Annotated in this window: 17 protein-coding genes; 6 read left to right on the top strand and 11 right to left on the bottom strand. The window is 51.6% G+C overall.

The window, feature by feature from the left end:
- Nucleotides 1–38: 38 nt before the first annotated feature.
- Nucleotides 39–497 (bottom strand): Lrp/AsnC family transcriptional regulator, encoded by a 459-nt coding sequence (locus FHD02_RS14540; protein WP_170972906.1) that lies wholly within the window; start codon nt 495–497, stop codon nt 39–41.
- Between the two features lie 116 nt (nt 498–613).
- Between FHD02_RS14540 and FHD02_RS14535 the strand changes: the two genes are divergently transcribed.
- Nucleotides 614–1,669 carry a PLP-dependent cysteine synthase family protein gene (locus FHD02_RS14535; RefSeq protein ID WP_220394020.1) on the top strand — a complete coding sequence of 352 codons (1,056 nt, stop codon included), beginning with the start codon at nt 614–616 and terminating at the stop codon, nt 1,667–1,669.
- 50 nt (nt 1,670–1,719) lie between these two features.
- Here FHD02_RS14535 and cof read toward each other — a convergent pair whose 3' ends face one another.
- Nucleotides 1,720–2,538, bottom strand: a complete 819-nt coding sequence (gene cof, locus FHD02_RS14530; protein ID WP_137360415.1) for an HMP-PP phosphatase — start codon at nt 2,536–2,538, stop codon at nt 1,720–1,722.
- Nucleotides 2,539–2,638: 100 nt separating this feature from the next.
- On the opposite strand from cof, the gene FHD02_RS14525 reads away from it, so the two are divergent.
- Both FHD02_RS14525 and queC read left to right on the top strand, forming a co-directional pair.
- The gene (locus FHD02_RS14525) at nt 2,639–4,339 is read left to right on the top strand and encodes an SgrR family transcriptional regulator (protein ID WP_137370923.1); all 1,701 of its coding nucleotides are present in this window, start codon (nt 2,639–2,641) and stop codon (nt 4,337–4,339) included.
- Between the two features lie 64 nt (nt 4,340–4,403).
- Nucleotides 4,404–5,099, top strand: coding sequence for a 7-cyano-7-deazaguanine synthase QueC (gene queC, locus FHD02_RS14520; RefSeq protein ID WP_137360413.1), 696 nt, complete (start codon nt 4,404–4,406; stop codon nt 5,097–5,099).
- A gap of 58 nt (nt 5,100–5,157) precedes the next feature.
- Here the strand turns inward: queC and fadM are convergent, their stop codons facing one another.
- The 9 genes from fadM to bolA all read right to left on the bottom strand — a co-directional run bounded on the left by fadM (nt 5,158) and on the right by bolA (nt 15,577).
- A complete protein-coding gene (fadM, locus tag FHD02_RS14515) occupies nt 5,158–5,556 on the bottom strand; it encodes a long-chain acyl-CoA thioesterase FadM (RefSeq protein WP_042310094.1) in 399 nt (132 codons plus the stop codon).
- Nucleotides 5,557–5,658: 102 nt separating this feature from the next.
- Entirely contained in the window at nt 5,659–6,033 is a 375-nt protein-coding gene (locus FHD02_RS14510) for a helix-hairpin-helix domain-containing protein (RefSeq protein ID WP_042310096.1), read from the bottom strand.
- A gap of 146 nt (nt 6,034–6,179) precedes the next feature.
- Nucleotides 6,180–8,054: a peptidylprolyl isomerase gene (ppiD, locus tag FHD02_RS14505; protein WP_137348996.1), complete on the bottom strand. Its 1,875-nt coding sequence runs from the start codon at nt 8,052–8,054 to the stop codon at nt 6,180–6,182.
- 267 nt (nt 8,055–8,321) lie between these two features.
- Entirely contained in the window at nt 8,322–8,594 is a 273-nt protein-coding gene (hupB, locus tag FHD02_RS14500; protein WP_003021629.1) for a nucleoid-associated protein HU-beta, read from the bottom strand.
- Nucleotides 8,595–8,803: 209 nt separating this feature from the next.
- Nucleotides 8,804–11,158, bottom strand: coding sequence for an endopeptidase La (gene lon, locus FHD02_RS14495; protein WP_038638272.1), 2,355 nt, complete (start codon nt 11,156–11,158; stop codon nt 8,804–8,806).
- Between the two features lie 184 nt (nt 11,159–11,342).
- Nucleotides 11,343–12,617 carry an ATP-dependent protease ATP-binding subunit ClpX gene (gene clpX, locus FHD02_RS14490; RefSeq protein ID WP_003831013.1) on the bottom strand — a complete coding sequence of 425 codons (1,275 nt, stop codon included), beginning with the start codon at nt 12,615–12,617 and terminating at the stop codon, nt 11,343–11,345.
- A 126-nt stretch (nt 12,618–12,743) separates the two neighbouring features.
- The gene (gene clpP, locus FHD02_RS14485) at nt 12,744–13,367 is read right to left on the bottom strand and encodes an ATP-dependent Clp endopeptidase proteolytic subunit ClpP (RefSeq protein WP_032939995.1); all 624 of its coding nucleotides are present in this window, start codon (nt 13,365–13,367) and stop codon (nt 12,744–12,746) included.
- Between the two features lie 247 nt (nt 13,368–13,614).
- On the bottom strand, nt 13,615–14,913 hold the full coding sequence (gene tig / locus FHD02_RS14480; RefSeq protein WP_003021622.1) for a trigger factor: 1,299 nt from the start codon (nt 14,911–14,913) through the stop codon (nt 13,615–13,617).
- Nucleotides 14,914–15,259: 346 nt separating this feature from the next.
- A complete protein-coding gene (gene bolA / locus FHD02_RS14475) occupies nt 15,260–15,577 on the bottom strand; it encodes a transcriptional regulator BolA (RefSeq protein ID WP_042310099.1) in 318 nt (105 codons plus the stop codon).
- 306 nt (nt 15,578–15,883) lie between these two features.
- Between bolA and FHD02_RS14470 the strand changes: the two genes are divergently transcribed.
- The 3 genes from FHD02_RS14470 (at nt 15,884) to cyoA (ending at nt 19,591) form a co-directional block, all read left to right on the top strand.
- Nucleotides 15,884–16,462 (top strand): lipoprotein, encoded by a 579-nt coding sequence (locus tag FHD02_RS14470; RefSeq protein ID WP_137360411.1) that lies wholly within the window; start codon nt 15,884–15,886, stop codon nt 16,460–16,462.
- A gap of 44 nt (nt 16,463–16,506) precedes the next feature.
- Nucleotides 16,507–17,982: a muropeptide MFS transporter AmpG gene (gene ampG, locus FHD02_RS14465; protein WP_220394019.1), complete on the top strand. Its 1,476-nt coding sequence runs from the start codon at nt 16,507–16,509 to the stop codon at nt 17,980–17,982.
- 652 nt (nt 17,983–18,634) lie between these two features.
- The gene (gene cyoA / locus FHD02_RS14460; protein WP_042310101.1) at nt 18,635–19,591 is read left to right on the top strand and encodes a cytochrome o ubiquinol oxidase subunit II; all 957 of its coding nucleotides are present in this window, start codon (nt 18,635–18,637) and stop codon (nt 19,589–19,591) included.
- Nucleotides 19,592–19,598: the final 7 nt, after the last annotated feature.

Raw genomic sequence — 19,598 nt, 5'->3', positions numbered from 1 at the left:
TGTCCTGACAAGATTTCCGGCAATGAGCGCCGGAAGAATTATTCAATCGGTAGAGCAGTTGTGTATTTAATCTGTTCCATCGCAAAGCTGGAGGTAACATCAGACAGGCCCGGCACGCTGTTCACCAGGCGCTTATAAAATTCATCGTAGCTTTTCATATCGGCGACCTGGACCCGCATCAGGTAGTCATACTCCCCTGCCATACGCCAGAATCCCAGAACTTCCGGCATTCCGGTGACTTCGGTGACAAAGCGGCAATACCATTCGCTGCTGTGGTGCTGAGTTTTGATCAACACAAACGCGGTTAAGCCCAGCCCCAGTTTTTCGGGATCCAGCAGGGCGACTCGCCCCAGCAGGATACCATCATCTTCAAGCCGTTTGAGGCGTTTCCAGCAAGGGGTGGTCGTCAGATTAACGGCATCTGCTAACGCCTGCAAAGAAAGGGTGCAGTCTTTTTGCAGTAAGCCGAGCAGCTTACGGTCAATTTTGTCTAACATATCCACTCCACAGAGAAGAATTTTCTCCTTACATTCTATTTTAAAGGCTAAATGGCAACAATTTTTTCCGTGCTTTTCGCTATTCTGGGCACAAAATGACAAATGGATATCTTTTAATGATGAATAGCTCCTGGGTTAAAAACGCCATCAATGAAATCAACGCGGATTATCAGCGTTCTGCGGATACGCATCTCATTCGTCTGTCGCTCCCGGCGTTTCCGGGCATTCAGCTCTATTTAAAAGATGAGAGCACACATCCGACCGGGAGCCTGAAACATCGTCTGGCGCGCTCACTGTTTCTGTATGGACTGTGCAATGGCTGGATCAAAGAAGGCACCACCATCATCGAGTCATCATCCGGCTCAACGGCGGTCTCCGAAGCTTATTTCGCCCGTCTGTTAGGCTTACCGTTTATCGCCGTTATGCCTTCGTGTACTGCGAAACGTAAAATTGAACAGATTGAGTTTTACGGTGGGCGCTGTCATTTCGTGGAAAGCGCCTGCGAAATTTATGCGGCTTCTGAACAATTGGCTCGTGAGCTGAACGGCCATTATATGGATCAGTTCACTTACGCAGAGCGTGCCACCGACTGGCGTGGTAACAACAATATTGCCGACAGTATCTTTCGTCAGATGCAATGCGAGCCCAATCCCGTTCCCCGGCATATCGTAATGAGCGCCGGAACCGGCGGCACCTCGGCAACCATTGGCCGCTATATTCGTTGTCAGGGCTACGATACTCATTTGATGGTGGTGGATCCGGAAAACTCGGTCTTTCTGCCCTTCTGGCAAAATCGCGATGCAACATTACGCAGCCCGGTAGGTAGCAAAATCGAAGGTATCGGTCGCCCACGCGTAGAACCGTCTTTTATTCCTGATGTGGTCGATGAAATGCTGCGCGTGCCGGATGCCGCAAGCGTGGCTACCGCGCACTGGCTGGAAACACAGCTGGGCCGTAAAGTTGGTGCCTCAACCGGTACCAACATGTGGGGAGCATTACAACTTGCCGCCCGTATGCGCGACGCAGGAGAAACGGGATCGCTGGTGACGCTGCTGTGCGACAGCGGCGAACGTTATCTGGAAACCTATTACAACCCGCAGTGGGTCGACACGCACATCGGTGATTTAACGCCGTGGAAAGCGGAGCTGGCTCAACTCCTGAATACCCACTAATCAGACAAAAAAAAGCCAGACGCGAAGTCTGGCTTGCTGGAAGGGATCTCTCATTCGGGGGAATAAGGTAGATGCGGATTGTCCAGCCAATGCGTCAAAAAGTGTGATACTGCCTGATTGCGGCAATGCCCAATCACCGATAGATGAGGCAGTTCAGCAATCAGTTGCGGCATCGCGTTACCCATAATCAGGCCGCGCCCTACGCTGCCTAACATTTCGCGATCGTTCATGGCATCGCCAAACGCCATACACTCAGCCATTGAATAACCTAAGTGGTTGCTTAATACCGCCAGCGCAGAACCTTTATTACAACCCAGCGGCAGTACCTCGAGGCAATCAACTGCGGAGAAACAGAGATTCGCCTGCTCACCCAGCGCCTCATTGAGTTGAATACGCAGACGGATCAGCGAGTCATGATCGCCGCAGAAACAGATCTTCGTGACCTGGTGGGCGGGAATACGTTTCACATCCACGATCTGATAGCGAAATCCGCTATACACATGTGCCTGAAGCAGCGCTGGAATTTCTTGTCCGGTGAACCAACCGTTGTCATTAAAGACATGCATGCTGGCCGTGGTGTCCCACTTCTGGTGCAACACAGTATCTGCAACATTCGGATCCAGATCCTGGCGGTGCAACACATCGCCCTCGATCGTGTGAATACGCGTACCGTTACCGGTGATCAAAAAGGCGTCCAGCGAAATGGAACCCAGGATATGGCGCATCTCCAGCACATGACGACCGGTGGCAAATGTCAGAGTGATATCACGTTCACGCAGGCGCGCCAGCGTTGAAAGCGTTTCATCACCTAAATGGTGATTCGGCATCAAAAGGGTGCCATCCATATCAAATGCAGCCAGACGAGCCATCTCTTTCTCCACACTGTGAGGCGGTTAACTTGTGATTCAGTATCACCTGAGATATACGGAAGTAATAGTGAATAGATAAAATTAATTGTTCCGGGTTTATATGCGACTATTGAACCGACTAAATCAATACCAACGCCTGTGGCAACCGTCGAACGGCGAACCACAGTCTGTGACCGTGGGCGAACTGGCTGAACGCTGTTTTTGCAGCGAGCGCCACGTGCGAACCCTGTTAAAACAAGCGCAGGATGCAGGCTGGCTGGAGTGGCACGCCCAGTCAGGGCGGGGTAAACGCGGGCAGCTATGTTTTTTGGTTACGCCAGAATCGCTACGTAATACCATGATGGAGCAGGCGCTACAAAAGGGGGAACAGCTTAACGTGCTGGAGCTGGCCCAACTGGCGCCGGGTGAATTAAGAGCCCTGCTACAGCCATTTATGGGCGGTCAGTGGCAAAACGACACGCCAACCCTGCGTATCCCCTATTACCGTCAACTTGACCCTTTGCACCCCGGATTTCTCCCTGGCCGCGCAGAGCAACATCTCGCCGGGCAGGTATTTTCTGGCCTGACCCGGTTTGACACGCATACGCAACGCCCCTGCGGTGATTTAGCTCACCACTGGAATATCTCCGCCGACGGCCTGCGTTGGGATTTCTATATTCGCTCCACCCTGTACTGGCATAACGGCGATGCCGTCAGCAGCACGCAGTTACATCAACAACTGTTGAGGCTACTTGAGCTGCCCGCGCTGAATAAGCTGTTTATCAGCGTAAAGCGCATTGAGGTGACGCATCCCCAGTGTCTGACCTTTATTCTGCATCGTCCCGACTTCTGGCTGGCGCACCGTCTGGCAAGCTACAGCAGTCACCTGGCGCATCCTGAGCACCCGTTTGTGGGTACCGGCCCGTTCCGGTTGACGCTGTTTACCCCTGAGCTGGTGCGTATCGAGAGTCACGATCACTACCACCTGAGTCATCCACTCCTGAAAGCGATTGAATACTGGATAACTCCGCAACTCTTCTCCCAGGATTTGGGCACCAGCTGTCGCCATCCGGTGCAAATTGCGATTGGTAAACCTGAAGAATTGCCCATGCTCAGCCAGGTGAGCAGCGGAATAAGCCTCGGTTTTTGCTATCTCACGCTCAGAAAAAGCGCACGCCTGAATACCCTGCAGGCCCGCCGACTGGTCAATATTATCCACCGTTCTTCCCTGCTACAAACGCTTGAGGTAGATGAAAATCTGATAACCCCGAGCAATGCGCTGCTGCCTGGATGGACGATCCCGCAATGGGATGAACTGGACGAGGTAGCGCTACCGGAAAAACTGACGCTGGCATATCACCTGCCGGTTGAACTACATGCCATGGCTGAACAGCTTCGCCAGGCGCTGGCGCTACTCGGCTGTGAATTAACGCTTATATTTCATAATGCAAAAAACTGGGACGGTAATCATCCTTTAGCGCAGGCCGACCTGATGATGGGTGACAGGCTGATTGGCGAAGCGCCTGAATATACCCTCGAACAGTGGTTACGCTGCGATCAACTCTGGTCACATGTCTTGAATGCCCCTGAATACACACATTTGCAGACCACTCTGGATGCCCTTCAAGTCCAGGCCAATGAAGATGATCGTCACGCAGCGTTACAGCAAGTGTTCGCCACGCTGATGCATGATGCCACGCTGACTCCGCTGTTCAATTATCACTATCGTATTAGTGCGCCACCGGGCGTGAACGGCGTGCGTCTGAATCCTCGCGGCTGGTTTGAGTTCACCGAAGCCTGGTTACCGCCCCCTTCAGCATGAAGAAGCTGGTGGACACCACGTCCAGGCGCTACCATATGGGTTTCGTTATTTGTCAGGAAAAGCCATGAAACGTGCCGTTGTTGTATTCAGTGGAGGTCAGGACTCCACGACCTGTCTGGCGCAAGCGCTACATCAGTATGATGAAGTGCACTGCGTGACCTTTGATTATGGTCAGCGTCATCGCGCTGAGATTGATGTCGCACGTGATCTGGCCTTTAAACTCGGCGCGCGTGCACACAAAGTGCTTGATGTCACGCTACTTAGCGAACTGGCCGTCAGCAGCCTGACCCGCGATAACATTCCGGTGCCGGATTACGAACCGGATGCGAACGGCATTCCCAATACCTTTGTGCCCGGGCGCAATATTCTGTTTTTAACGCTGGCAGCAATTTACGCGTACCAGGTGCAGGCAGAGGCGGTCATTACTGGCGTTTGCGAAACAGATTTCTCTGGATACCCGGACTGTCGCGATGAGTTCGTTAAAGCCTTGAACCATGCCGTGAGTCTGGGGATGGCGAAAGATATTCGCTTTGAAACCCCACTGATGTGGATCGACAAAGCCGAAACCTGGGCACTGGCCGATTACTGGGGCAAGCTGGACCTGGTGCGCGAAGAAACGCTGACCTGCTATAACGGCATCAAAGGTGACGGTTGTGGTCACTGCGCGGCCTGTAATCTGCGCGCTAACGGTCTGAACCATTATCTGGCGGACAAACCGGCGGTAATGGCAGCGATGAAGCAGAAAACCGGGTTAAAATAATGAGTTGAGCGATGCCGGATGGCGCTTTGCTTATCCGGCCTACAAGCACTCGCAGCCACTACTTCACCATCAGCTCCAGTTTTTCACGCAACTCCCCTTCCAGCGGTAGTGCTTTTTGCGTTTTCAAATCAATACAGACGAAGGTTATCAACGCATCTGCCACCACCTGTCCTTCCGGCTCCAGGGTGATAGTCTGGTTCAACACGCCGCTTTTGCCATTTAACTGCTGCACCTGACTGGTAATAGTCAGCAGGTCGCTCAGCACCGCCGGGCGACGGTAGTTGATATTAATATTCACAACCACAAAAGCGATGTTGTGAGCGGTCATCCACTGAAAACTGTCGCTGTTTTCCAGTCCATCCCAGCGTGCTTCTTCCAGAAACTCAAGATAACGAGCATTGTTGACGTGCTGATAGACATCAAGATGAAAACCACGAACTTTGATTTGTGTTTGCATAGCGCAGGAACCTTACGTTTTTATAGGAATATATTCAGGGTAGTGAGGCCATAACTGGTATGACCTCTCTAGTGTGGCAAATATTGGCCACTGCGCAAGTTATTAAAGTGTTAAAACTGCCAAATTACGCTCTACCAAAGAACTGCCCATCCCCGGCACCTGCTTTAAATCATCGACCGTTTTAAATGGCCCATACTCCTCACGATAGCTGACAATCGCCTGGGCTTTTTTCAGTCCGACCCCATTCATCACTCGCGCTAAATCCTCCGCAGAAGCGCTATTGATGCTTACCCTGGTGCCTTCATCATCGCTTGCTTTAGCGGGTTGCGTAGCCTTGCTTTGCGCCGCCCCTGAGGCATCCGCTTTGGTTTGAGTCGCGTGGCTTTTGGCAACAGGCTCTGCAGCCAATGCGCTTTGGGCCATACCGGCGCAGGTCAATGAAAGGGTGATAAGCAGGGCTTTGATTCCATGTTTCATACTGTTTTCTCCGTGTTTGTTAACAGTGGAATCACGATAGCGAGGTGCAGAACAGCAGACAAACGGCAAATATCAGAAATGGAAAAGGCCGCGAAAGCGGCCTTTGGTTAATACAACTTTTTGCAATTTTTTGCGAGCTGCCTCGGTTATTGCTGCTGTTCCAGCGCGTCACCGATTTTAATTTTTGCGGCTTTACGCAGATTGCTCATCAGCGCTTCAAAGGTAATTTGCGCGTTGTTCTGAGTAATCCCCTGAACCATCGCTTTCTTCTGCGCTTCAGGCATAGAACCCGCTTTCACTTCGTCCAGCGCAAGCAGAACAACGTTGCCCTGCATATCGTTCGCCACGCCGTAACTCGGTTTGTCTTTTGCTGGCAGGCTCAGACCAAAGGCTGCCTGGCTCAGAGGATCCTGACCCGTGCGGCTCAGTGTTTTCGCCTCACCAAAGCTCAGACCTGCTGCTTTCATCGCTTCATCGCCTTTACCGGCTTTCAGGTCTGCCAGCAGTTTATCGGCATCCAGCTTAGCCTGTTGCTCTGCTTTATTGTGCTTAACAAGCGCAGTAACCTGCTCTTTCACTTCAGCCAGTGGCTTAACGGCTTCGGCTTTGTGCTCTGCAATACGCAGCACAAATGCGCGATCGCCATCCACGGTAATGATGTCCGAGTTACTGCCAGGCGTACCGTTCTCGCCAACCAGACCACCATTGAAAATGATGTCAGCGACCGGTTTGAAGTTCAGCTCTTCCGGCAGGCTGTCACGGCTAAACCAGCCCGTTTCAACCGCTTTCATACCAGCAGCTTGCTCCGCACCCGCCAGAGATTCGTTATCGTTGCTGGCTGCATCGCTCACTTTCTGCTGCAGCGCATAGTACGCATCCAGCGCTTTTTCCTGCTTCACTTTCGCCGCAATGTCGTCACGGGCTTCGCTCAGCGGTTTAACCTGCGCAGGCTGTACGTCATCAAGACGCGCAACGAGGAAACCAACAGAAGATTTAATCACACCGGACAGCTGGCCTTTGTCTTTCAGGCCGGCATTTTTCAGCTCATCCGGAGTGGTGGAATCTTCCAGCCAGCCCATATCGCCACCTTTACGGGCAGAGATGATGTCGGCTGATTTTTCTTTCGCCAGCGCAGCGAAATCAGCGCCTTTGCTCAGCTCATCCAGTACCGCTTTGGCTTCATCTTCCGTTTTAGTCTGAATGATGCTGTAGCGGTTACGCTGCGGCTGAGTGAACTGGTCCTGATGCTGGTCATAGTAAGACTGAATATCAGCATCGCTGGCCGTCTCCTGCAGTGCAGCAGCGTCCAGCTTGATGTAGCTCACGCGGAACTGTTCCGGCGTCATAAAGTTGTTTTTATTCTGCTCGTAGTAGCTGGCAACTTCCTGCTCGGTAACGGATTGCTTCGCGGCAAGCGCGTTAACGTCAATGGTCGCCTCGCGAACGATACGCTGCTGTGCGACCAGCGCCGCCAGCTCGTCGGTTTCGCCTTTCAGCATGAAGTCCGTACCGGCAACGCCGTTGATCAACTGCTGAGTAGTGAGCTGATTACGTAATGCCTGGGCGTACTGGTCGGCGGTCATTCCCATTTGATTCACAATCGCGTTGTAGCGGTTGTTATCAAATTTGCCGTCCACCTGGAAAGCAGGCGTGGCGAAAATAGCCTGTTTAATCTGATCGTCGCTGATATTGAGCTTCAGCTCGCGGGAGTACTGATCCAGCAGCGCTTCGTCTACAAGACGATTCAGCACCTGCTGACGCAGCGTTTTCATATAGCCTTCATTCGCCGCCAGCTCAGAGTATTGATCGCCCAACTGCTGCTGCATGCGGTTACGTTCGCTATTGAACGCATTCTCGAATTGCCCGCGGCTGATCTCCTGGCCATTCACTTTGGCGGCGTAATTGTTGCCCCCGCCAATCAGGTAACCACTCACGCCGGTCAAAATGAACGACACGATAATGATACCGAAAATAATCTTGAGCACGAGACTGTTAGCAGCCGTGCGTAAGCTGTCCATCATGGTGTAACCACACTCCGCTGTAGATGACTATACGCGTTATCCTTCAAGCCGCCTGCGCGTTGTTACAACCACGGCGGCAAGGATGTTGAGTATATATGCTTCACGCAGCATAGCGTTTCCTGAACGCTGCGCACAAAGGTCTATTGTGACAAGAAAATGGGGCAATTGTCAGCCCACAACGCGTAGAAAGTACCGGAATCACAAATAAAAAAGGCACATCAGTTGATGCGCCCTTGTACTTCGTCACGTCCCCAAAGGGGAAATCACTTAGTTTACCGCGTCTTTCAGTGCTTTACCTGCACGGAAGCCCGGTACTTTAGCCGCGGCGATGGTGATCTCTTTACCTGTTTGCGGGTTGCGACCAGTACGGGCAGCACGCTCTTTAACGGCAAAAGTACCAAAACCTACCAGCGCTACGTCATCACCTTCCTTCAGGGATTCGGTAACAGAAGCAATAATTGCATCTAACGCACGTCCAGCCGCAGCTTTAGAGATATCAGCCCCTGCAGCAATTTTGTCGATCAGTTGAGATTTATTCACTCTTCTCTTCCTCTTTTATAATTTATATCGCACCTGAATCCTTCAAAGTGCGACCGCGCAGCAGTTATATCAGGCCTGCCATGCCCTTACAACACCCGTTAATGATGGCAAGCCTAATCCGTCATCTAAATTAGCTATACAAAAAAAGGCTGGCAAGTCCGAAATGGTCTGCCAGCCCTGTTTTTATTAGTGCTCTTTGCGCGAGGTCACTATTTTGCGGTCACAACCTGCATTCCAGACGGTTCATTTTGCAACGCAAGAGTCAAAACCTCCTCGATGCGTTTCACCGGATGGATGTCCAGATCGGCAATCACGTTGTCCGGAATCTCTTCCAGGTCACGTTTGTTTTCATCTGGAATTAAGACCGTCTTAATGCCGCCACGGTGCGCCGCCAGCAGTTTTTCTTTCAAACCACCGATTGGCAGAACCTGACCACGCAGGGTGATCTCGCCGGTCATCGCCACATCGGCGCGTACCGGGTTACCGGTCAGACAAGAAACCAGCGCGGTACACATGGCAATACCGGCACTCGGGCCGTCTTTCGGCGTCGCCCCTTCAGGTACGTGAACGTGGATGTCGCGTTTTTCGTAGAAATCCGGGTTGATACCCAGTTTTTCCGCACGCGCACGCACCACGGTCAGCGCCGCCTGAATGGACTCCTGCATCACTTCACCCAATGAACCGGTGTAGGTCAGCTTGCCTTTACCCGGTACGCAGGCGGTTTCGATGGTCAGCAAATCGCCGCCCACTTCCGTCCACGCCAGACCGGTCACCTGACCAACGCGGTTTTCGTTGTCCGCGCGACCATAGTCAAAGCGCTGTACGCCCAGGTAGTCGTGCAGGTTGTCGCCATTGATCACAATATGTTTCAGTGATTTGTCGAGCAGCAACTGCTTCACCGCTTTACGGCACAGCTTGGAGATTTCGCGCTCCAGACTACGCACGCCAGCTTCACGGGTGTAGTAACGAATAATGCCCACAATGGCGCTATCGTCGACCGTCAACTCGCCTTTTTTCAGCGCGTTACGCTCAATCTGTTTCGGCAACAGGTGACGTTTAGCAATGTTCAGCTTCTCGTCTTCGGTGTAACCGGACAGTCGGATCACTTCCATACGATCCAGCAACGGCGCCGGAATATTCATGGAGTTCGAGGTCGCAACAAACATTACGTCGCTGAGATCGTAATCCACTTCCAGGTAGTGATCGCTGAACGCCACGTTCTGCTCTGGATCCAGCACCTCAAGCAGTGCGGAAGCCGGATCGCCTCGCATGTCGGAAGACATTTTGTCGATCTCATCGAGCAGGAACAGCGGGTTTTTCACGCCCACTTTGGCCATTTTCTGGATCAGTTTACCCGGCATTGAACCAATATAGGTCCGGCGGTGACCGCGAATTTCAGCCTCATCACGCACGCCGCCCAGCGCCATACGGATGTATTTACGTCCGGTCGCTTTGGCGATGGACTGCCCCAGAGAAGTTTTACCTACCCCCGGCGGCCCAACCAGACACAGGATTGGCCCCTTGATTTTGTTCACACGGCTTTGAACCGCGAGATACTCAAGGATACGGTCTTTGACGCGTTCCAGACCGTAATGGTCAGTATCGAGGATTTCCTGCGCCTGACGCAGGTCTTTTTTGACCTTGCTACGCGCATTCCACGGTACCTGTACCATCCAGTCGATGTAGCCACGCACTACGGTCGCTTCCGCCGACATCGGAGACATCATTTTCAGCTTCTGCAGTTCTGCTTCCGCTTTCTCTTTTGCCTCTTTCGGCATTTTCGCCGCGTCGATTTTACGTTTCAGCGCTTCGTTTTCGTCCGGCGCGTCGTCCATCTCGCCGAGTTCTTTCTGAATGGCTTTCATCTGCTCGTTCAGATAGTACTCTCGCTGGGATTTTTCCATCTGCTTCTTCACGCGGTTGCGAATGCGTTTCTCAACCTGCAGCAGATCGATTTCGGATTCCATCATCGCCATCAGATATTCCAGACGTTCGTTAACGTCGGACATCTCCAGCACGGACTGCTTGTCAGCCAGCTTCAGCGGCATGTGTGCAGCGATGGTGTCCGCCAGACGCGCAGGATCGTCAATGCTGTTCAGCGACGTCAGCACTTCTGGTGGGATTTTCTTGTTCAGCTTGATATAGCCTTCGAACTGGCTGATAGCGGTACGCACCAGCACTTCCTGTTCGCGCTCATCAATGGCTGGCGAGTCAAGGTACTCCGCTTTCGCAGAGAAATGCTCGCCGTTGTCAGACAGCGCAGAAATACGCGCGCGCTGTAACCCCTCGACCAGCACTTTTACGGTGCCGTCAGGCAGTTTCAGCATCTGCAAAATAGAGGCCACGGTCCCGACGGTGAAAAGATCGTTTACACCCGGCTCATCCGTTGACGCTTCTTTCTGTGCGACCAGCATGATTTTTTTATCATGGTCCATAGCCGCTTCCAGACAACGGATAGATTTTTCCCGCCCTACAAATAAGGGTATGACCATGTGCGGATAAACCACCACATCGCGCAACGGCAATACGGGGATTTCAATGCGTTCAGAACGCTCAGGATTCATAGAGCTCTCTCTTAGTTTAGTGTCCGCCAGGTAATCAGGTGGTACGACTGTGCTTCACACCACCTTTAACATGTATGTCAGTATATGGGGATGTTTCCCACACATTCAACGCCATGTTTACGGAAAAATAAAAGGGGAGATAAAATCCCCCCTTTTTAATTAAATGTCTGTATGAATTGATGAATTATTCGCCAGATGCCTGCTGTGCTTCCGGCTTACCGTAAATCAGCAATGGCTTGCTCTGACCGCCAATCACCGACTCATCGATCACCACTTTTTCGACGTCTTCCATAGAAGGCAGATCGTACATGGTGTCGAGCAGCGCGGCTTCAACGATAGAACGCAGACCACGGGCACCGGTTTTACGCGCCATCGCTTTCTTGGCGATAGCATCCAGCGCTTCCTCACGGAACTCCAGATCGACACCTTCAAGGTTGAACAGCGCCTGGTACTGCTTGGTCAGGGCGTTTTTCGGCTCTTTCAGGATCTGGATCAGCGCTTCTTCACTCAGTTCGCTCAGCGTTGCCACCACCGGCAGACGACCGATGAACTCAGGGATCAGACCAAATTTGATCAGATCTTCCGGCTCCACCTGCGACAGCAACTCACCTTCGCTGGCTTTATCAGACTGCGCTTTTACCGTCGCGCCAAAACCAATGCCTGAGCCGGTTTCAACACGGTTAGCAATCACTTTGTCCAGACCAGCGAACGCGCCGCCGCAGATAAACAGGATCTTAGAGGTATCAACCTGCAAGAACTCCTGCTGCGGATGTTTACGCCCGCCCTGTGGCGGAACGGCCGCCACGGTGCCTTCAATCAGCTTCAGCAGGGCCTGCTGTACGCCTTCGCCGGAAACATCGCGGGTAATGGACGGGTTGTCAGACTTACGAGAAATCTTGTCGATTTCATCGATATAGACGATCCCGCGCTGCGCTTTCTGCACGTCGTAGTCGCACTTCTGCAGCAGCTTCTGAATAATATTTTCAACATCTTCACCCACATAACCGGCTTCGGTCAGCGTGGTGGCATCGGCCATGGTGAACGGAACGTCCAGCAGGCGCGCCAGCGTTTCCGCCAGCAGCGTTTTACCGGAACCCGTCGGGCCAATTAGCAGGATGTTACTTTTGCCCAACTCGACGCCATTGCTGGTGTCGCCGTTGCGCAGACGTTTGTAATGGTTGTATACCGCGACCGCCAACACTTTCTTCGCCTGTTCCTGACCGATAACGTAATCGTCCAGGTGATTGCGAATTTCATGTGGCGTCGGCAGCGCACTGCGTTCACGGTGCGGTGCTACTTCCTTAATCTCTTCGCGAATGATGTCGTTACACAAATCGACACATTCGTCGCAGATATACACGGATGGACCGGCAATCAGCTTCCGCACTTCATGCTGGCTTTTGCCGCAAAAAGAGCAGTACAACAATTTGCCCGAGCCATCTTTGCGTTTATCTGTCATGGGTCAAAACCTCTTCTTTGTTCTTTGTGCCGCACACGACGACGCAAATGCCATTCTCAGGCGCAAGACGCTAGTCAGCGTTGTGCCGCTCCAGGTAATTATAGCGGCACACCTGCGCACTGGGCATTAATTACGATGGGTCAAAATCGAGTCGACCAGACCGTACTCTACCGCTTCAGAAGCGGAGAGGAAGCGATCGCGCTCGGTATCACGTTCAATCTGCTCAAGAGATTGACCCGTATGATGCGCCATAAGTTCGTTCATGCGCCCTTTTACCTTCAGGATTTCGCGGGCATGAATTTCAATATCCGTTGCCTGGCCCTGGTAACCGCCCAGAGGCTGATGGATCATGACGCGAGAGTTAGGCAGGCAAAAACGTTTGCCTTTTGCCCCGGCAGTCAGCAGGAACGCGCCCATTGAGGCCGCCTGGCCCATACAAATGGTGCTAACGTCCGGCTTAATAAACTGCATGGTGTCATAGATAGACATCCCGGCAGTGATCACCCCACCAGGGGAGTTGATGTACAGGTAGATATCTTTTTCCGGGTTTTCTGCTTCCAGGAACAGCATCTGCGCCACAATCAGGTTAGCCATATGATCTTCGACCTGGCCAGTCATAAAAATGACGCGTTCCTTAAGTAGACGAGAATAGATATCAAAAGAGCGCTCACCACGTGAGGTCTGTTCAATGACCATCGGCACCAGCGCCATATGGGGTGCAAAGTTATCTCGTTCGCCGCTGTATGACATTTCCGTCTCCTGGATAAAATTTGAAAAAACCTGCTGTGCTGATTGTAACCTTATGGACGGATTATCAGCTAGTCCCTCAGTAATGGGTACGACATCGCCATAATTCAAGCATAACAATCTTTTGTTGTAACGCTAACACTGAAACGCTGTTTTCGCACTCTTCCCATGCAAAATGCGTGACAAAAAAAAACCCGCCACCAAAAGGTGACGGGCTTGCGTACGAAATTCGTGCTACAAAAGCGACGAATTACGCCTGCTGGTTCATCAGCTCGTTGAAGGAAGTGGCTTTTTCAGTCACTTTCGCTTTCGCCAGAACGGCTTCAACAGCTTGTTCTTCCAGAGCGACGTTACGCATGTTGTCCATCAGCTCTTTGTTTTTGCTGTAGAACTCAACAACTTCTTTCGGATCTTCGTAAGCAGAAGCCATCTCTTCGATCAGGCCTTTAACGCGATCTTCGTCAGCTTTCAGCTCGTTGGTGCGAATAACTTCGCCCAGCAGCAGACCTACAACTACGCGACGCTTAGCCTGTTCTTCGAACAGTTCACGCGGCAGTTCCAGAGCTTGTTTTTCGTTACCGCCAAAACGCTGCGCAGCCTGACGACGCAGAACGTCGATTTCGCTGTCGATCAGCGCAGCCGGTACGTCGATGTCGTTAGCTTTTACCAGACCTTCGATCGCCTGAGACTTAACGCGGTTACGCACTGCGCCTTTCAGCTCGCGTTCCATGTTTTTACGTACTTCAGCGCGCAGACCAGCTACGGAACCATCTTCAACGCCGAAACGCTTGATGAATTCTTCAGTCAGTTCCGGCAGTTCGCGTTCTTCAACTTTCTTCAGGTTGATAACGAACTTAGCGGCTTTACCTTTCAGGTTTTCAGCGTGGTACTCTTCCGGGAAGGTCACGTCGATAGTGAACTCTTCGCCAGCTTTGTGGCCTTTAACGCCTTCTTCAAAGCCCGGGATCATACGACCCTGGCCCATCGCCAGTACGAAGTCAGACGCTTTGCCGCCTTCGAACTCTTCGCCGTCTACAGAACCGGTGAAGTCGATGGTTACACGATCTTCTGCATCAGCAGCGCCGTCTTTGTCTTTCCAGGTAGCCTGCTGCTTACGCAGGGTGTCCAGCATTACATCAACGTCAGCGTCGGTGACTTCAACAACCGGTTTTTCAACTTCGATTGCTTCCAGGCCAGTCAGCTCAACTTCCGGGTAAACTTCGAACTCTACCGCGTAAGTAAAATCTTCACCCAGCTTGTATTCACCCGGAACGTAGTTCGGTGCGCCAGCCGGATTGATTTTTTCTTTGATGATCGCGTCAACGAAGTTGCGGCTCATCAGGTCGCCCAGTACGTCCTGACGCACGGAAGCGCCATAACGCTGAGCAACAACATTCATCGGTACTTTTCCTTTGCGGAAACCGTCAATACGCACTTTCTTCGCTACGTTGACCAGCTCGCTTTTCACAGCGGTCTCGATGCTGTCAGCAGCGATTGTAATCGTTACACGGCGGCCAAGGCCTTGAGTGGTTTCAACTGAAACTTGCATCTTGTTACCTCAAAAAATCACAGTGCTCGGTCAACTCTTCTCCGCAAGCACAGGTTGTTGGCTTCGCGGAACTGGGATGTTCTCATAAGCAATCACATTCCCTGTCGTCAGAATCATCCCGAAGACATTCCGAAAAATAAGACGCGCATTATAGCGGCATCACTTTTATGAGTCGAGAACGGTTATCGCGCGTTGCTGCGGCTTTTTTCACAATTCCCGGCTAATTTTTGTCTGAATACTGTACGACAGCCCCAGAATTCAGACAAAACAAAACGGCCCGCAGGCCGTTTTCACATATTCTGTAGCAACATACTGGAAAAGCGTCGGTTGTTGCAAATCCGTTTTTCTACGCGATGCTCCCGGCTCCACGACAAGGAGGCGACGCAAAGATCGTGTCCTGCAACGCTTCCCACTCCTTAATGGTATAGGTATGCAGGGCTAACGCATGTACGGTAGTGGAGAGTTCCGCCGTTAACGTGCCGTAAATCATCCGATGACGATTAAGAAAACGTTCACCTGTAAAGCGATCGCTAACCAGCACAACCTTAAAGTGGCTTTCAGAACCAGCCGGGACATTGTGACGATAGCTTTCATCCACAACTTCGAGGAATACGGGTTCGAACGCTGCCCTTAATTTTTCTTCTATTTGCTCACGAATCATCATGAAATTTTTCCTCCGACAACGCTGAGATGTCACCCATCCCTTTAAATACTAGCCGCTTTTACCGTTTTCATTACACCTTAGCAACAAAAAATTAGCGCTTATCTGATTTTCTCAGCCAAATGGATGAAGTTCACTAAATCCTCACTTCGATTTATGGCAAAAAGTCCGTTTATGGTCTTCATAAAGTCATAAAACGGACAACACAATGAATTTACATGCGTTACCCACTTCCCCTCATCGTTGGCGATGTTATGATGGCGGGAATTTTCTCTAACCACACAATTTAGATTCGCTGAGAGCCCTGGCATGTTTAAAAAAATCCTCTTCCCGTTAGTTGCAATGTTTATGTTGGCAGGATGCGCAACGCCGCCAACCACCATTGAAGTCTCCCCCAAAATCACCCTGCCGCAGCAGGATCCGAGCCTGATGGGCGTGACCGTGAGTATCAACGGCGCCGACCAGCGTCAGGATCAGGCGCTGGCAAAAGTCACCCGCGACAACCAGCAGGTTACCCTGACCGCTTCTCGCGATCTGCGTTTCCTGCTGCAAGAAGTGCTGGAAAAACAGATGACCGCGCGTGGTTATATGATTGGTCCGAACGGTGCAGTAAACCTGCAAATCATCGTTAGCCAGCTGTATGCGGACGTGTCTCAGGGTAGCGTGCGTTACAACATCGCCACCAAAGCAGACATCGCCATTATCGCGACCGCCGCTAACGGTAATAAGATGACCAAAAACTACCGCGCAAGCTACTCTGTTGAAGGCGCGCTGCAGGCCTCCAACAAAAATATTGCTGATGCCGTTAACAGCGTCCTGACCGACACCATCGCTGATATGTCTCAGGACACCAGCGTTCACGATTTCATCAAGCAGAACGCTCGTTAATTTCTGCCCTTATGGCCCGGCGTTCGTCGGGCCTATAGAAGCCCATGTCCAGTCATTACTTACGTATTTTTCAGCAACCACGTTCAGCTATCCTGCTCATTTTGGGGTTCGCCTCCGGATTACCGCTCGCACTGACATCCGGTACGCTCCAGGCGTGGATGACGGTCGAGAATATCGATCTTAAAACCATCGGTTTCTTTTCTCTGGTTGGCCAGGCCTACGTATTTAAGTTCCTCTGGTCTCCATTGATGGACCGCTATACACCGCCGTTTTTGGGCCGACGTCGCGGTTGGCTACTGGCGACCCAGGTACTGCTATTGATTTCTATCGCCGCGATGGGCTTTCTGGAGCCGGGTACGCAGCTACGCTGGATGGCCGCGCTGGCGGTGGTGATCGCGTTTTGTTCGGCATCGCAGGATATCGTCTTTGACGCCTGGAAAACCGACGTATTGCCCACCGAAGAGCGTGGTGCAGGTGCAGCAATCAGCGTGCTTGGTTACCGTTTAGGGATGCTGGTTTCCGGTGGGCTGGCCCTGTGGATGGCCGACCGCTGGCTCGGCTGGCAGGGAATGTATTGGCTGATGGCGGCGCTGCTGATCCCTTGCATCATCGCGACCCTATTAGCGCCAGAACCGACAGATGCTATTCCGGTGCCTAAATCGCTGGAACAGGCAGTTGCGGCTCCGCTGCGAGACTTTTTTGGCCGGAACAATGCCTGGCTGATTCTGCTCCTGATCGTGCTGTATAAACTCGGTGATGCCTTCGCGATGAGTCTGACCACCACTTTTTTAATCCGCGGAGTTGGATTTGATGCGGGTGAAGTCGGCGTGGTGAATAAAACGCTGGGGCTGCTGGCAACCATCGTTGGCGCGCTGTACGGCGGGATCCTGATGCAGCGTCTCTCGCTGTTCCGCGCATTGTTGATTTTCGGTATTCTGCAAGGGGCATCAAACGCAGGTTACTGGCTGCTGTCCGTCACTGACAAACACATGTTCAGTATGGCCGCCGCCGTTTTCTTTGAAAACCTGTGTGGCGGGATGGGCACCGCGGCGTTTGTCGCCTTATTAATGACGCTATGCAATAAGTCCTTCTCAGCGACTCAGTTCGCCCTGCTCTCCGCGCTTTCAGCGGTTGGCCGCGTGTACGTAGGTCCGGTAGCGGGTTGGTTTGTCGAAGCGCACGGGTGGCCAACGTTTTATCTGTTCTCCGTGTTTGCCGCACTGCCCGGACTCCTGCTGCTGCTGGTTTGCCGTCAGACGCTGGAACATAGCTGGCAAAATGAAAGCTTTATTCCGCGCACGGAATTTCGTGGCGCGTACGGTCTGGCATTAATGACGCTGGTCGCGGGCTGCTGTTTGCTGGCAGTTTGGTTATTGTTGCTGACCCTGAATGCACTGGACTACACCAATTTCTCCTTCCTGCCGGAACTGCTTGAAGTCTCGGTGGTAGTCGCGGTCTGCGGAGTGGTATTCGGCGGATTGCTGGATTATCTGGCATTGCGCAAAACCCATCTGGCGTGATGTTGCATATTTATGCTCTAAATAATTCGAGTTACGGGACAAAAGGCGTGAGCGTTTTGAACAGCGCTTGCGCTGGCCCCGTAGGGGAGAGGCCGAGAGGCCGAATCACGCGGCGACGCAGCAAATCCCCAGGAGCTTACATAAGTAAGTGACTGGGGTGAGCGAGGAAAGCCAACACACCCGTAGCTTGAAGTATGACGAGCATATTTTGCCGTTGTAATCACCCTGCGTAATTATAACGGCTAAATAAACAACAACTGATAAAAATATTATTTGTTATTTTGTGCGCCATAGAATTTGGAAATTATTGACGCTTTTTATACATGCTATTTTCCTTACTCGATTCAGCCATGAAAAATTTATTGTTTGTTCTTAAATTGTCTTTTTATTGATAATTAATTGTTAATTAATTGTTTTATTTTCGTATTGGTTATACCAATTGCCCTCTGCATGTCCCTCGCCCGCCTGCTTTCGTTATAACGTGATGTTGCAACAGGTTCTTAAAGCCAACCCGACATATATTGCAACATATGTGACACGCTCAGCAGAACCCAGTAACACAGATCCAATGATGTTTACAGTAATGTAACCTTCCCGTAAAATGACCTCACACTTTAAACGCCACCCGGTCCCGTGGAATTGAGGTCGTTAAATGAGACTCAGGAAATACAATAAAAGTTTGGGATGGTTGTCATTAATTGCAGGCACTGCGTTACTCAGTGGCTGTAATTCTGCGCTGCTTGACCCTAAAGGACAGATTGGACTGGAACAACGTTCATTGATACTGACGGCATTTGGCCTGATGTTGATCGTCGTTATTCCTGCCATCTTGATGGCTGTTGGTTTTGCCTGGAAGTATCGTGCAAGCAATAAAGATGCGAAGTACAGCCCGAACTGGTCACACTCCAATAAAGTGGAAGCTGTGGTCTGGACGGTGCCGATCTTAATCATCATTTTCCTTGCTGTGCTGACCTGGAAAACCACCCACGCTCTTGAGCCAAGCAAACCGCTGGCGCATGACGAGAAGCCCATTACCATCGAAGTGGTTTCCATGGACTGGAAATGGTTCTTCATCTATCCGGAACAGGGTATCGCTACCGTGAATGAAATCGCCTTCCCGGCGAATACTCCGGTCGAATTCAAAGTGACGTCCAACTCCGTGATGAACTCCTTCTTTATCCCGCGTCTGGGTAGCCAGATTTATGCCATGGCCGGTATGCAGACTCGACTGCATCTGATCGCCAACGAAGTCGGTACTTATGATGGTATCTCCGCAAGCTATAGCGGACCAGGCTTCTCCGGTATGAAATTCAAGGCTATTGCAACAAAGGACCGCGCCGAATTCGACCAATGGGTTGCTAAAGCTAAACAGTCTCCGAACACCATGAACGACATGGCAGCGTTCGAAAAAGTGGCTGTGCCAAGCGAATACAACCAGGTGGAATACTTCTCCAACGTGAAACCTGATTTGTTTAAAGATGTTATTAACAAATTTATGGCTCACGGTAAGAGCATGGACATGACCCAACCAGAAGGTGAGCACAGCGCACACGAAGGTATGGAAGGCATGGACATGAGCCACGCGGAATCCGCCAACTCAAGGGGTTGAGAAGAAT

Origin of the sequence: Citrobacter sp. EC_71, from assembly GCF_019584005.1 — a bacterium.
GTDB lineage: Bacteria > Pseudomonadota > Gammaproteobacteria > Enterobacterales > Enterobacteriaceae > Citrobacter > Citrobacter werkmanii.
Note: the sequence above shows the minus strand (reverse complement) of the source record. Positions and strands in the feature narration are given on the sequence as shown.